Source organism: Chloroflexus sp., from assembly GCF_056331925.1.
In genome coordinates, this window is record NZ_JBWGQH010000015.1 from 58,555 (window position 1) to 71,318 (window position 12,764).

At 57.1% G+C, this 12,764-nt stretch carries 12 protein-coding genes; 8 read left to right on the top strand and 4 right to left on the bottom strand.

Translation table 11 applies throughout. From position 1 onward, the window contains the following. Positions 1-43: 43 nt before the first annotated feature. Positions 44-1,222, bottom strand: a complete 1,179-nt coding sequence (locus tag AC01ZF_RS09495; RefSeq protein ID WP_476575318.1) for a thiolase family protein — start codon at positions 1,220-1,222, stop codon at positions 44-46. 31 nt (positions 1,223-1,253) lie between these two features. Then, on the bottom strand, positions 1,254-3,677 hold the full coding sequence (locus tag AC01ZF_RS09500) for a 3-hydroxyacyl-CoA dehydrogenase/enoyl-CoA hydratase family protein (protein WP_424675986.1): 2,424 nt from the start codon (positions 3,675-3,677) through the stop codon (positions 1,254-1,256). Positions 3,678-3,902: 225 nt separating this feature from the next. Between AC01ZF_RS09500 and AC01ZF_RS09505 the strand changes: the two genes are divergently transcribed. Continuing rightward, entirely contained in the window at positions 3,903-4,346 is a 444-nt protein-coding gene (locus tag AC01ZF_RS09505; protein WP_476575319.1) for an RrF2 family transcriptional regulator, read from the top strand. A 7-nt stretch (positions 4,347-4,353) separates the two neighbouring features. Here AC01ZF_RS09505 and AC01ZF_RS09510 read toward each other — a convergent pair whose 3' ends face one another. Together AC01ZF_RS09510 and AC01ZF_RS09515 are read right to left on the bottom strand one after the other, a co-directional pair. Beyond that, positions 4,354-5,205 (bottom strand): DUF2085 domain-containing protein, encoded by an 852-nt coding sequence (locus tag AC01ZF_RS09510; protein ID WP_424675985.1) that lies wholly within the window; start codon positions 5,203-5,205, stop codon positions 4,354-4,356. Beyond that, complete coding sequence (locus AC01ZF_RS09515) at positions 5,202-5,753, bottom strand: TlpA family protein disulfide reductase (protein ID WP_424675984.1); 552 nt, start codon at positions 5,751-5,753, stop codon at positions 5,202-5,204. Before AC01ZF_RS09515 ends, AC01ZF_RS09510 begins: the two co-directional genes overlap by 4 nt. Before the next feature lie 110 nt (positions 5,754-5,863). Between AC01ZF_RS09515 and AC01ZF_RS09520 the strand changes: the two genes are divergently transcribed. The 7 genes from AC01ZF_RS09520 to AC01ZF_RS09550 all read left to right on the top strand — a co-directional run bounded on the left by AC01ZF_RS09520 (position 5,864) and on the right by AC01ZF_RS09550 (position 12,758). Further along, complete coding sequence (locus tag AC01ZF_RS09520; RefSeq protein WP_424675983.1) at positions 5,864-6,352, top strand: HDIG domain-containing metalloprotein; 489 nt, start codon at positions 5,864-5,866, stop codon at positions 6,350-6,352. 15 nt (positions 6,353-6,367) lie between these two features. Beyond that, positions 6,368-7,114 carry a segregation and condensation protein A gene (locus tag AC01ZF_RS09525; RefSeq protein WP_428111568.1) on the top strand — a complete coding sequence of 249 codons (747 nt, stop codon included), beginning with the start codon at positions 6,368-6,370 and terminating at the stop codon, positions 7,112-7,114. A 64-nt stretch (positions 7,115-7,178) separates the two neighbouring features. Then, positions 7,179-9,356, top strand: coding sequence for a GAF domain-containing protein (locus AC01ZF_RS09530; RefSeq protein WP_424675981.1), 2,178 nt, complete (start codon positions 7,179-7,181; stop codon positions 9,354-9,356). 30 nt (positions 9,357-9,386) lie between these two features. Then, positions 9,387-10,040, top strand: coding sequence for a response regulator (locus AC01ZF_RS09535; RefSeq protein ID WP_424675980.1), 654 nt, complete (start codon positions 9,387-9,389; stop codon positions 10,038-10,040). A 4-nt stretch (positions 10,041-10,044) separates the two neighbouring features. Next, positions 10,045-10,812, top strand: a complete 768-nt coding sequence (locus AC01ZF_RS09540; protein ID WP_428111565.1) for an MBL fold metallo-hydrolase — start codon at positions 10,045-10,047, stop codon at positions 10,810-10,812. 55 nt (positions 10,813-10,867) lie between these two features. Beyond that, positions 10,868-11,461: a type 2 periplasmic-binding domain-containing protein gene (locus AC01ZF_RS09545; protein WP_476575320.1), complete on the top strand. Its 594-nt coding sequence runs from the start codon at positions 10,868-10,870 to the stop codon at positions 11,459-11,461. A gap of 94 nt (positions 11,462-11,555) precedes the next feature. Further along, positions 11,556-12,758 (top strand): amino acid ABC transporter permease, encoded by a 1,203-nt coding sequence (locus AC01ZF_RS09550; protein WP_424675978.1) that lies wholly within the window; start codon positions 11,556-11,558, stop codon positions 12,756-12,758. The last annotated feature ends 6 nt before the right edge of the window (positions 12,759-12,764 follow it).

Here is a 12,764-nt window from a genome sequence, read left to right on the forward strand (position 1 = left end):
GGGACACGGCAATGCTGTGTCCCGCTCTCGCTTATCGGTAAGGTTATGCCAGCCGCTCAAAAATCCCGGCGGCTCCCATCCCGCCTCCGATGCACATTGTCACCATTCCGTACCGCCCACCACGCCGCTCAAGCTCATCGAGGATCTGGACGGTCAGTTTGGCGCCGGTGCAGCCGAGCGGGTGACCAAGGGCGATTGCGCCACCGTTGACATTAACCCGTTCTTCGTCGAGGTCGAGCTGGCGAATGACGGCGAGCGCCTGTGCCGCAAAAGCTTCGTTTAGCTCGATCAGGTCAATATCGGCCAGCGTGAGACCGGCCAGCTTCAAGGCTTTCGGAATCGCCACAACCGGCCCGATCCCCATCACCTCTGGTTCGACCCCGCTCACCGCAAAACTCACGAAGCGGGCGCGCGGTTTGATCCCAAGTTCGGCGGCGCGTTCGGCACTCATCACAACCACTGCTGCCGCACCGTCGCTGGTTTGTGACGAATTACCGGCCGTAACCGTCCCATCGGCGGCAAAGACCGGCTTGAGTTTTGCCAACACCTCTGCCGAGGTGTCGGCGCGTGGCCCCTCATCACGGGTAAAGATCTGAACGTGACGTTGCGGTTGTCCGTCTGGCCCCGGTTCGACCATTTCAACCTCAACCGGCACGATGCTGCTATCGAACAGACCGGCTGCTTGGGCCGCTAATGCGCGCCGGTGCGAGCGCAAGGCAAACGCATCTTGATCGGCGCGGCTGATCTCAAACCGACGAGCCACACGTTCGGCCGTCAACCCCATACTCAAATAGACTGCCGGATCGTGTTGGGCAAGGTAGGGATTGGGAGAGAACTTGTTACCGCTCATCGGTACCATGCTCATACTTTCGGTACCACCGGCGACGATGATGTCGTTCTGACCGGCCATTATCTGATACGCCGCCATTGCAATCGTCTGCAAACCTGACGAACAGAACCGGTTTACGGTTACGCCGCAGACACTATCGGGTAAACCGGCACGCTGGGCTGCAATACGGGCAACGTTCAATCCCTGCTCACCTTCCGGCATAGCGCAGCCCATAATCACATCTTCAACTAAGGCCGGCTCGATCCCGGCGCGTTCGATGGCTGCCTTAATCACAATGGCGGCTAAATCATCGGGCCGCACCGTGCGTAATGCGCCACGACCGGCTTTACCGACGGCGGTGCGCACCCCTGATACGATCACTGCTTCACGCATGGGAATACTCCTTATCTAATATCTATGAACGCTAATTCCGCAACGGCTTACCGTGTTCGAGCATGTGACGCGCCCGCGCCTGTGTGCGCTCGTCTTTCAGCAGTTCAATGACAGTCATCCGCTCCAGGTTGTGCATGTAGACGTCGTCAACCCATTGCGGGCTGCTCAACTCGCCGCCACACAGCACATAGGCGAGCTTTTCGGCCAATACTGCATCGTAAGGTGTGGCAAAACCGGCTTCGCGCATCTGGTAGATCCCGATACGCGCTGCCGCTAAGCCATCGCGACCAAGCGCATAACACGGTTTAGCCGTGATCGTCGGTGTGTAACCATCGGCAACCAATCGCAGGACCTCACGTTTTGCTTCACCGATCAGGTAATCCGGGTTAAAGACGATCCGGTCGGTCGGGCGTAGTAAGCCGAGTTCCTTCGCCTCATGTGCGCTGGTGGCAACTTTTGCCAGCGCTATCGTCTCGAACACCTGCTGGAAAGCCTTGAGGGGATCATGGCCGTTGCGGGCAGCGGTCGCAATAATCCGACGATTCATCTCGGTACAACCACCCCATGCTGGGATGACACCGACGCCAAACTCAACAAAACCCATGTAGGTTTCGGCAGCCGCTACCGAGGCAGCCGTGTGCATCGACAACTCAACCCCGCCACCGAGCGTCTGCCCAAACGGTGCACTCACGACCGGCTTGGCGCTATCGCGCATACGGCGGAAGGTTTGTTGGACCAGGGCGGCATACTCATCGATGTCGTCCCATGCACCGGCCATCACCGCCGCGCCTACATCGTTGAGATCAAGGCCGGCCGAAAAGCGGGGGCCTTGGTTGCCGATCACCATCCCCACCCACGGCCCTTGCTCAAGTTCATCGAGCGCCTTGATCAGTATCTCAATGACTGGGCCACCTATCGTATTCGCTTTCGAGTGCAATTCAAAGCAGAGGACGCCATCACCGAGATCGATCACACTGGCGCTGTCGTTGCCGAACAGTTCGCGACCGGCAGCCTTCAGCGCGGCCAGATCGATTGCGCGCGGGTCACGGTTGATCGGCTCCAGCTTGCCGGTTGCCACATTGTACGCCGCCGGTTGGCCGTCAATTTCGCCGTAGAAACGGCCCTCGGTCTTGATAAGTTCGTCAACCCATGACGGAAGTGTTTCGCCGAATGTCCGCATCCGCGCTGCGGTTTCAGCGATGCCCATCGCTTGCCATAGTTGGAATGGCCCCTGTTCGTGAGCGAAGCCCCAGCGCATCGCATTGTCAACGTCGGCCACACTATCGGCGATCTCCGGCAACCGTCGTGCTGCGTAAGCCATCATCGGATAGATCGCCGCTGCTACCAGTTGTGCCCCGCGGTCGTGCTCGGTTTCGGCTTTGTCGAGGATAAAGCGTAACCGTTCGGGCAACGACTTGATCTTGCGTGCCGCTGCAATTAATGCGTCAACCGATGCCGTCCCTTGTGGTGGTATATACTCGAGCGTCTGGAGATCGATGGGCCAAAACTCGCGCTTACCGTCACGCTTCATCTCCTTGTAAAAACCCTGACCTACTTTCTTCCCCAGCTTCCCGGCAGCAACCATCCGTTGGGTGAGATCGTTCTGACGGTAGACTTCACGGCTCTCATCATCGGGAATGGCGTCGTACAGATTACTGGCAACGTAGGTCATGACATCAATGCCGACCTGATCGAGCAAGCGGAAGCTGGCTGTATTCGGTCGCCCAATCAGCGGTCCGGTCAGTGCATCGACCTCTTCCACCTGATAACCGTGCTGGAGGGCGAAGTTGAGCAGCACTTGCCCAGCGTACACAAAGATCCGATTACCGATAAAATTTGGACGGTCTTTGCAGATGACAACTCCTTTGCCCAGTCGCTCTTCGGCAAACTGGCGGAAAGCTGCGACCACCGTCGGGTCGGCGTCATCGCCGGGGATGATCTCAAGCAAGCGCAGGTAGCGGGGTGGATTGAAAAAGTGGCTGCCGAAGAAATGGCGGCGGAACGCTTCACTGCGTCCTTCAGCGATAATACGGATCGGAATACCGGATGTGTTGGTGGTGATGATCGCCGTTGGTTTGCGAACCTCTTCCAACCGCGCCATTAATGCCTGCTTTGGGCCGATCTGCTCGACAATCGCCTCGACGATCCAGTCACATTCAGCTAAGCGGTGAAAGTCATCTTCGGTGTTGCCAAGTGTGATTAGCTCGGCGCTACGCTCGGTGTACAGATTCGACGGACGCGCCTTGCGCATGCGCTCAAAGCCCTGCTGGACGATGCGGTTGCGAACCTGCGGATGCGAGAGGGTAAGTCCCTTGGCTTCTTCGTCGGGTGTCAGCGAGCCAGGTGGAACGTCGAGCAGCAGCACCGGAATGCCCGTTCCGGCGACCAGAGCGGCGATCGCAGCGCCCATCGTCCCGGCGCCGATCACGCCAACACGCTTGATGTGATAGGTCATTGGGTCCTCCTTGACCATTCGATCCAAACGACAATGTTGCGGACGGTGACGCATTGGTCAAGCTTACGGTACGGTCTGCATCGCCCGATAGACTTAGACGCACTGCGTCATGGAATGACACTATCATACCATAAGTTTGCGCAGTTCGTAAGCGAAGCGGGATACATTTGACGTCGTTTCTGCTTATGCTACAATGTTAATCAATCTACTTGACTATTGGAGGGAATGATGCGCATCTCGAGCAAAGGCGAATACGGGCTACGCGCCGTTTTTGACTTGGCGCAGCACTATGGCGAAGGGCCGATCCAGAGTGAGTCCATTGCGATCCGGCAGGGCATTCCGGTCAATTACCTGAACCAGTTACTGATCACCCTACGCCGGGCCGGCTTGGTCGAGAGTTTGCGTGGCCCACAGGGTGGTCATCTGTTGGCCCGTTCGCCGGAAACGATCTCACTCCTCGAGGTGCTGACGGTGCTCGAAGGCCCGATTCTCCCTACCGAAGGTGGTCGCGATGATTTGCAACCGACGGAGCCGCTCGACCGTGCGTTGATCGATGAGGTCTGGAGTGAATTGCGGACCCTGATCGAACAGCGTCTGGCCAGACTTACCCTCGACGACCTTTGTCAGCGTAAGCGCAGTCGCGATGGTGCGGTGATGTACTACATCTGATTCTCGGTCACAATATCAACCCAACGCTTTCCATCCAAAAACGCAACCACGACATTGCCCCCGCGATCAGCAGGGTTGGAATGAGCGCAATGGTGGCCGGCCCGGCGAGTTGGCGCAGGCTGGTAATTTTGCCTTCATACCCCATCAAGAGGCTGGTCAGTAACAGACAAACCAAAAACAGGACGCCGAGAATGCCGAAGAAGGCGAGAAAAGCCAACGGCCAAAAGGTAATACCGAGATTACCGTAGATGGCAGCCAATGCCAGGAGGTCGATCACAATAATGCCGAGGATTTCGCCCCAATGGGCAAACACCGGTTGGTGAGGATCGACGTTTTGGCGAAGACTGTTGTTGAGGACAAGGTGGAGTGCGGTTGCGACGGTGATGCCCATGCCCATCCCGGTGAGCGTGCGGAGAAAGTTGTCTGGCGGGTACCAGTTGGGAAGGCCGAGATCGAGAAATAGGGAGTTGAAGCCGTCAACTGCCATGATACCTACGAACGCTACCAAAAGGAGTGAGATAGGCCACGGCGGGATTTTGCCGGCTCTGCCCCGACCAATTGCGTAGAGATAGATAAACGTGAGCATAAAACTCAAGTAGATGCCACTGTTCCGGGCACAGAGCGGGAATTGGAGACCACCGACGAAGATGTTGTGTTGTTGCGCACAAATCCCATGCACGACAGCGTACATCTTCCATTCAAGTGGCATACCGGGGCTGAAGAGCAGGGCCAAGAGCAAAGCGCTGAAACTGCCCAGAAAGATTGGCCCCCACGGTATAGCTCGTCGTGCTACCACTTTCCGCGCCGCAACCCGCTCTTGCGCCATACGCACGATCTCTTCTGGCGTTTGCTCACTCATTTTACCTCCGCAAGTCGTTCGGTCAGCCGCTCACGTGTGAGGGCGCCGACATGTCGCACGGCAATCGTTCCGTCACGGTTGATGAAGAAGGTGGTCGGTAGGTTGACGACGCCGTACCGCTCACCGATCACACCGTCGCGATCGGTAATGAGCGGGAAGCTGACGCCTACTTTGGGAGCGAAAGCGCTGATCGCTTCGGTTGACTCACTCCGGTTGACGGCCAGGATGACCAGATCTGGGTTAGCGCGACGTGCCGCATCGAGCGTCGGCATTTCTTCGACGCAGGGCAAACACCATGTTGCCCAAAAGTTGATAATCACCGGCTTGCCGTGCAGATCGCTCAGCTTATGCACGCCATCAGGTAGGGTATAGCTAAAATCCGGCGCACGTTCACCGGGGATGGCCGCCCAATCCGGCTTGCGGTCGATTAAAGTACTCTCCGCTGCAATCGGCGTCTCACCGACGACGAGGGGTGGGTTGGTTTGCGATGTTTGCGTGCAGGCAGCGAGTAGTATCGTCAGACTGAGGAAGATAATGAGTCGTTTCATAGGACAATTGTACCACTAACTATCTTGTCGCATCGTTGCGTCTGTTGGATAAACAGCTTTATAATGCTTCGTCGGATCACACGACCGACGCGCTGAGTTGTCAGGTTTCTATGTCTGTATCATACCGCATTCGCCAGTTTCGTGCGGCAATCCGTGCTACCGTCACACCCGCCGAATATGCAATGGTAGCACGCATCTTGCCGCCGGCAGAATATCACCTGTTTCAACAAATGCCGCTCTACGATCAACGGCATTGCCTTGATGTCTATTACACCCTGGTAGCTGCCGGCGAACAAGATCCGTTGCTGTTGCGGGCTGCGCTGTTCCACGATTGTGGGAAGGTTAGTGACGATGGCCGACCGTTAGCGTTGGGATGGTACGTGATAGCAACCATCCTCAAGCGTTGGCCGGCTCTTTACCTGTTCGCTGCCCGTCTTGCCCCGCCGATTGCTATCTATGCCGAACATGCGGCTCGTGGTGCGCGGATGGCGGCGGCCGCCGGTTGTCCGCCGGAGATTGTCGAGACGATCCGGCACTATCACGATCCACACCCAACCGGTCGTGCTGCCCGCTTGCAGTGGGCCGATAATCAACACTGACACACACAGAATAGTATGTCGTATGAGATAACGTTGCCTGCCTTTACCGGCCCGCTCGATCTGCTCCTGCGCCTGATTGAGCGTGCCGAGCTTGATATTACTGCGATTGCTCTCGCCAGTGTCGCCGATCAGTATCTGGCTCACGTGCGCATGCTTGATCAGGTTGAGCCGGGAGAGTTGGCCGAGTTTGTCAGTGTAGCGGCACGTCTTGTCTTGATTAAGTCACGAGCGCTTTTACCACGCTCGCCTGTTGTTCCAACGGCGCCGGTTGATGAAGATGCCGAACAGTTGGCGGCGCAGCTCGAGTTGTATCGTCGCTTCAAACAAGCAGCCGAGATATTGCGGGTATGGCAGGAGAGCGGACGCAGTACGTTTGTTCGTGTTACGCCACCATTGTTGCCCCTTACCCCACCACCGGCCACATACCGCGTCGCCGATCTGTTGCAAGCGCTGGCCCGTCGCGCGCAGTTGCAGTTGCCGCTCGCAGCGGAAGAACCGATCGTGCTGACTCCCCGCCTGATGGTAGCCGAAGTAGTCGGTCGTATCCGCGCTCGCCTCGAACGGGCAACGTGGTTTGATTTCAGCGATCTCCTTTCGGCCCAACCAACCGCCGAAGAGGTGATCGTGTCGTTTTGGGCGGTGCTTGAGTTGTTGAAACGACAGGCCATTGTTGTGGAACAGACAACGCTGTTTGGTCCCATTCTTATCGGGCGTGGCACCGCACCGATTGAGACGACCGACACCGATGAACGAGAGTTGTAATCGGTGTCGGTATGTGCGACAATGCAAGCAACACCGGCATGCTTCGTTGTGTGAAGAGACTGCTATGAGCGGTATTTCGTCCGATCAGATGAACCGTGCGCTGCCCCTCGGCGATCTGCTCGCCTTCGATGATGCGCTGCGGGCCGACGATACGCCGGAAAGTTTGCTCGGTGAAGTGGTTGAAACCCTGCGGCGGATTGTCAACAGCCCGTGCGTTTATGTCCGCCTGCGTGATACCGAACGCGAGCTGCTGCACGCGGTCGCGTTTGCCGGGATTGCGCCGGAGTTGGTCGAGCAATTGCGGGCAATACCGATTGGACCTGACGTGTATCAACCGTTGTTGCACGATGCGTATCGCCAGAGTAGTTCGTTTCTCGTACCTGCTGAGGCATTGCCGGTCGGGGTACCGGATACGGCGGCGATTGCCCGGTCGGCGGCGTTACTGACTCCATTGCGTGGCCGCGGTGACCGTCTGATCGGGGTGATCGTTATCGCATGGCCTGTACCACCCGATCCGGCAACGGTGCGGATGGTTGAAGCGGTTGCCCGGCAAGCAGCTTTGGCGGTTGAGAATGTGCGATTGGCCGAGCGAAGTGCTCGTTTGCTGGCGAAGGAGCAGTTGCTGGCCGAGTTAGGGCGGGCGGTTGGAGCAACCCTTGATCTTAACACCATCCTGCGCCAGACCGTGGATCGCCTGGCCGCGGCTTTCGGTAGTGGGTTGGTAGCCTTACTTGATGACGAAGGCGAACTCCTCGTTGCTGCCGCAGCATCGCCCTTGACCGAACTTATTGGTCGGCGCTTGCCTTTAGCCGATAAAGCGTTGGCGTGGGTTGTGCAGAATGGTCGCCCGTTCGTGATCGAAGATTGCCGGTCGCCGGAGGGGGCACAATCCATCTTCCCACCCGACGTGATGTCGTGTGTCATTGCACCGCTGCGCAGTGGTGGACGAGTCATCGGTTTGCTCAGCGTGGTGAGTCGTCGCGTTGGGGCGTTTAATGATGAAGATGTCGATCTGCTCGAAGCGATTGCTGCGCAAGTGAGCGGCCCCATCGTAAGCGCCCAACTCTACGCCGAGTCACAACGATTAGCCAGGCAGGTACAACGCCGCGCCGATCAATTGGCGGTGCTCAATTCGATAGCGCGGATTGTCACCGCAACGCTTGATCTCCACGAATCATTGCCACTCGCGACACAACAGATTCAACAGGGATTTGGCTACCCACAAGTCGATCTCTTTCTGCTCGATGAAGACGCCAGCGAATTGGTGCTGGTTGCTTCTGCCGGTCAGTACGCGCCGGCCCGGGTTGGTCATCGCCAACATATCAATCTGGGCCTGGTCGGGCGGGCAGCCCGGAGCGGTAAGATTGTGCGGGCCGAGGATGTTGCCGCCGAGGCCGATTATCTTGGCCTCCGTGAGCGGCTCGATATTCGCTCTGAGCTGTGTGTGCCCCTGATCGCCAACGGCAAAACCTTAGGAGTACTAAATATCGAATCACCACAACCGGCCGGGCTAACCGCCGAGGATGCGGCAGTGTTGGAGACGGTGGCCGATATGTTAGCCGGCGCCGTCGAGAATGGGCGGCTCTACCAGCGGGCGCAGCAGGCAGCGGCCCTCGAGGAGCGCAACCGATTGGCGCGCGAATTGCACGATAGCGTAAGCCAACAGCTCTTCAGTATGACCCTCACTGCCCAAGCCGCCCGTTCCCAATTTGAGCGCAATCCGGCGCGCGTTCCCGTGTTGCTCGAACGCCTGCATGAGACGGCAACCGCAGCTCTCGCCGAGATGCGGGCGCTTATCTTTCAATTACGCCCACCGGCGCTACGCGATCAAGGCCTAGTGGCTGCAATCCAACAGCATGCTCAACATCTTGCGCATCGAGAAGGCTTGCGCATCGAACTCAATGTGATCGGTGATGAGCGGCATGTCCGTGGCATTGAACAACCGCTCTTTCGTATTGTGCAAGAGGCTCTGAACAATATCGTGAAACATGCGGCAGCACGCAATGTGCGTATCCAGCTCGAACTCACCGCCGATCAGGCACGCCTCTGCATCGCTGACGATGGGCAAGGCTTCGATCCGCATGCCTACCCCTCCGGTGAGGGTCGTCATCTTGGGTTACTCGGCATGCGGGAACGGGCCGCCGAACTTGGCGGATCGTTTACGGTTCGTTCGCAGCCTGGCTCAGGAACAGAGATCGAGGTGATCGTTCCCTTGCGCGAGCGTCATACTGCAGGCGAGTAAAGCTGCTGCTCATAACGAAAAGGTGGTGGTATGGAACAGATTACGGTACTGCTCATTGATGATCATCGGGTGGTACGGCAAGGCCTGCGTGACTTCCTCGAACTGCAATCCGACATTGAAGTGGTCGGTGAAGCGGCCAGTGGGGAAGCAGGGATCGAACTTGCCCGTGAATTGTTGCCAGACGTCGTCTTGATGGATCTCGTGATGCCCGGCATCGATGGCGTCGAAACAACGCGCCGGATCAAGGCAGTTAGTCCTTCCTCACAAGTGATCGTGCTCACTAGCTTTGCCGACGACGATAAAGTGTTTCCGGCGATCAAAGCCGGTGCGATCTCATACTTGCTCAAAGACATCTCACCCGAAGAGTTGGCGCACGCCATCCGCGCTGCTCGTCGTGGTGAAGCGGTGTTGCACCCCGATGTCGCCGCCAAACTGATGCAAGAGTTCAACACACCGCGCCCCAATGAGGCACCGGTCGAGCAACTCACACCGCGTGAAATGGATGTTCTGCGGCTGGTAGCGAAGGGTATGTCGAATAAAGAAATCGCCGACACCCTGATCGTTTCGGAAAAGACGGTAAAGACCCATATTAGCAATATTCTCTCGAAGCTGCACTTAGCCGACCGCACGCAAGTGGCGATCTACGCGCTACGGAAGCGGCTTGTGCCGATTGATGAGGAATGATAGTATGCAGCATGCGCGCATTGTTTTACTCGGTACCGGCACCGGTCTTCCCGATCCGGATCGATCCTATACGCATTTAGTGTGGGATGGACCAGGAGGGCCGTTCCTTATCGATGTCGGTGGCGAGAGTTACCGTCGGCTCCTCGCCACAGGGATCGACCCACAACAGTTGCGTGGTGTGTTTTTGACCCACAGCCACTGCGATCATATCAATGGGTTAGCGGCGTTGATTTTCAGCTTGCGACTCGGCGGGCGTAACGAACCGCTACCGATCTACGGCCTTGCAACCACCCTTGAGTTGGCATCAGGATACGTGACGGCAGCAGGTTTGGAAGAATGGGCCGCCTTGGCCGACTGGCGACCGGTTACTGCCGGTGAGCAGGTATCCCTTGGCGAGGGTCTTGAGCTGGCAACCGCAGTAACGGCCCATAGCCGGCCATGCCTTGCCGTTCGGCTGAGCGCACCCAACGTTAGCCCCATCTGCTATTCGGCCGATACCGAACCGTGTCCTGCGGTGACCGAACTGGCGACCAAAGCCGACCTGCTGATTCACGAGGCAACCGTGGCCGAACCCTTTGCCGGTCATACGACACCGCGACAGGCCGGTGCAGTTGCGGCAGCAGCCGGTGTGCATCGTTTGGTGTTAGTCCACTTCAGCCCGCGCTGGACGATGCCGGTTGCCCAGGCCCTGGCCGAAGTAGCGGCAGGTGGCTTCACCGGCGAAGCTCAGGTTGGCACGGATCTGCAAGAACTGTTGGTATCGCAACAGTGAGTCGATTTGCGTACTCTAGCGAATCAAGGACAGCGGAATCAACACGCTGGAAGATATGAACGGCGCAACCATCTGTGTGCAGACCGGTACCACGACTGAGTTGAACCTGGCCGACCAATTCCGCGCCCGTGGTCTGACCTTCACGCCGGTCGTCTTCCCCGACGGTGACTCGACACGCGCCGCCTACGACGCCGGTCAGTGTGATGGCTTCACCACCGACAAATCGGGGTTGATCTCGAGCTTAACCCTGCTCTCCAACCCGGCCGACCACAAGATTCTCGAAGTCACGATGTCGAAAGAGCCACTTGGGCCGGCGGTGAAACAGGGTGATCCGCAGTGGTTCGATGCAGTACGCTGGATTGTCTTCGCTACCTTCCAAGCCGAAGAGTACGGAATTACGTCGCAGAACGTGAACGAGTTCTTGAACAGTGACGTGCCTGAGATTCGTCGCTTCCTCGGGATTGAAGGCGATCTCGCGGCCGGTATCGGATTGCCCAATGATTTTGCGGTGCGTATTATCCGTCACGTCGGTAACTATGCGGAGATTTATAACCGCAACCTTGGCCCCGATACCCCCTTCAACCTGCCTCGTGGTTTGAATGCGCTGTATACTGACGGTGGTCTGCTCTACTCGCCACCCTTCCGCTAAGCGCTGATCAGGTCTGGTAGAGACGTTGCCCGGCAACGTCTCTACCACGAATTGGCCGGTGGTAAGCTCATTATTCGATGATAAGGAGTAACGCATGGCCGTTGGTTCGCCGCCACTGCCCTCTGGTAAAGTTAACATCCCCTTTTACCGCGATACGCGCATTATTGCGATCATTGTGCAGGTTGTGTTTGCGATTGCGGTCGTTGCTCTGCTGTGGTACCTCTACTCGAATATGATGAATGGATTGCGGCAGGCGAATCTGTTGCCGACGTTTGCCTTCTTGTCGGTACCGGCCGGTTTTCCGATTTCAGAAAGCGTGATCGAGTACGATCCTTCCAAGACGTATGGGCAAGCGTTTATCGTTGGTATTCTGAATACGATTCGAGTGGCCGGGATCGGAATTATCCTGGCTACTTTGCTGGGATTGATACTCGGTATTGCTCGCCTGTCCGATAATTGGTTGTTACGAAACGTAGCGTTGGTGTATGTCGAAATTGTGCGAAATATTCCGTTACTTTTGCAACTCATTTTCTGGTTTTCGCTTACCCGTCTCTTTCCCCGCATCCAAGAGAGTATCGAGGTCGGTGGTCTCATGTTTCTGCACAACCGCGGGGTTACTCTGGCATGGCCACAGACTGCCAACGACTTTGATAAGTGGATGTGGTGGGTATACGGTGGGATAGTCATCGGGATTATCTTCTATGTGGTACGGCGTATTCAGTTCGCCCGTCGTGACCGACCCGGCGTTGCGTTACCTTACGCCATCCTTATCGCGTTTGCGATAGCACTCGTCGGCTTTTTGCTCTCGTATGTCCTGTACGGTGCATGGCCGGTAAGCCTCTCGATCCCTGAGCGGCAACGATTTAACTTCGTCGGTGGAATTACCGTTACCAACAGCTTTGCTGCGCTATTGGTAGGGTTGGTCATCTACACTGCCGTCTTTATCGGTGAAATTGTGCGCAGCGGTATTCTGGCGGTGAGTAAGGGTCAGCGTGAAGCGGCTCGTGCCCTCGGTCTTACACCCGCCCAGACAATGCGGCTCGTGATTTTGCCGCAGGCACTGCGGGTGATCATTCCACCACTGACCAGCCAGTACCTGAACCTGACCAAGAATAGTAGTCTGGCGATTGCCGTCGCGTATCCCGATCTCTTCTACGTAGCAAATACGATCAATAACCAGACCGGGCAAGCAGTGCCTGTCATCCTGATGTTGATGGCCAGCTATCTCTCGGTCAGTTTACTGACCTCGCTGTTTATGAATTGGTACAACCGCCGCATTCAGCTCGTCGAGCGCTAAGGAGAC

Excerpts from the sequence above, each read along its gene's own strand:
- AC01ZF_RS09495 (WP_476575318.1), bottom strand. The coding sequence starts at position 1,222 with ATGCGTGAAGCAGTGATCGTATCAGGGGTGCGCACCGCCGTCGGTAAA.
- AC01ZF_RS09500 (WP_424675986.1), bottom strand. The coding sequence starts at position 3,677 with ATGACCTATCACATCAAGCGTGTTGGCGTGATCGGCGCCGGGACGATG.
- AC01ZF_RS09505 (WP_476575319.1), top strand. The coding sequence starts at position 3,903 with ATGATGCGCATCTCGAGCAAAGGCGAATACGGGCTACGCGCCGTTTTT.
- AC01ZF_RS09510 (WP_424675985.1), bottom strand. The coding sequence starts at position 5,205 with ATGAGTGAGCAAACGCCAGAAGAGATCGTGCGTATGGCGCAAGAGCGG.
- AC01ZF_RS09515 (WP_424675984.1), bottom strand. The coding sequence starts at position 5,753 with ATGAAACGACTCATTATCTTCCTCAGTCTGACGATACTACTCGCTGCC.
- AC01ZF_RS09520 (WP_424675983.1), top strand. The coding sequence starts at position 5,864 with ATGTCTGTATCATACCGCATTCGCCAGTTTCGTGCGGCAATCCGTGCT.
- AC01ZF_RS09525 (WP_428111568.1), top strand. The coding sequence starts at position 6,368 with ATGTCGTATGAGATAACGTTGCCTGCCTTTACCGGCCCGCTCGATCTG.
- AC01ZF_RS09530 (WP_424675981.1), top strand. The coding sequence starts at position 7,179 with ATGAGCGGTATTTCGTCCGATCAGATGAACCGTGCGCTGCCCCTCGGC.
- AC01ZF_RS09535 (WP_424675980.1), top strand. The coding sequence starts at position 9,387 with ATGGAACAGATTACGGTACTGCTCATTGATGATCATCGGGTGGTACGG.
- AC01ZF_RS09540 (WP_428111565.1), top strand. The coding sequence starts at position 10,045 with ATGCAGCATGCGCGCATTGTTTTACTCGGTACCGGCACCGGTCTTCCC.
- AC01ZF_RS09545 (WP_476575320.1), top strand. The coding sequence starts at position 10,868 with ATGAACGGCGCAACCATCTGTGTGCAGACCGGTACCACGACTGAGTTG.
- AC01ZF_RS09550 (WP_424675978.1), top strand. The coding sequence starts at position 11,556 with ATGGCCGTTGGTTCGCCGCCACTGCCCTCTGGTAAAGTTAACATCCCC.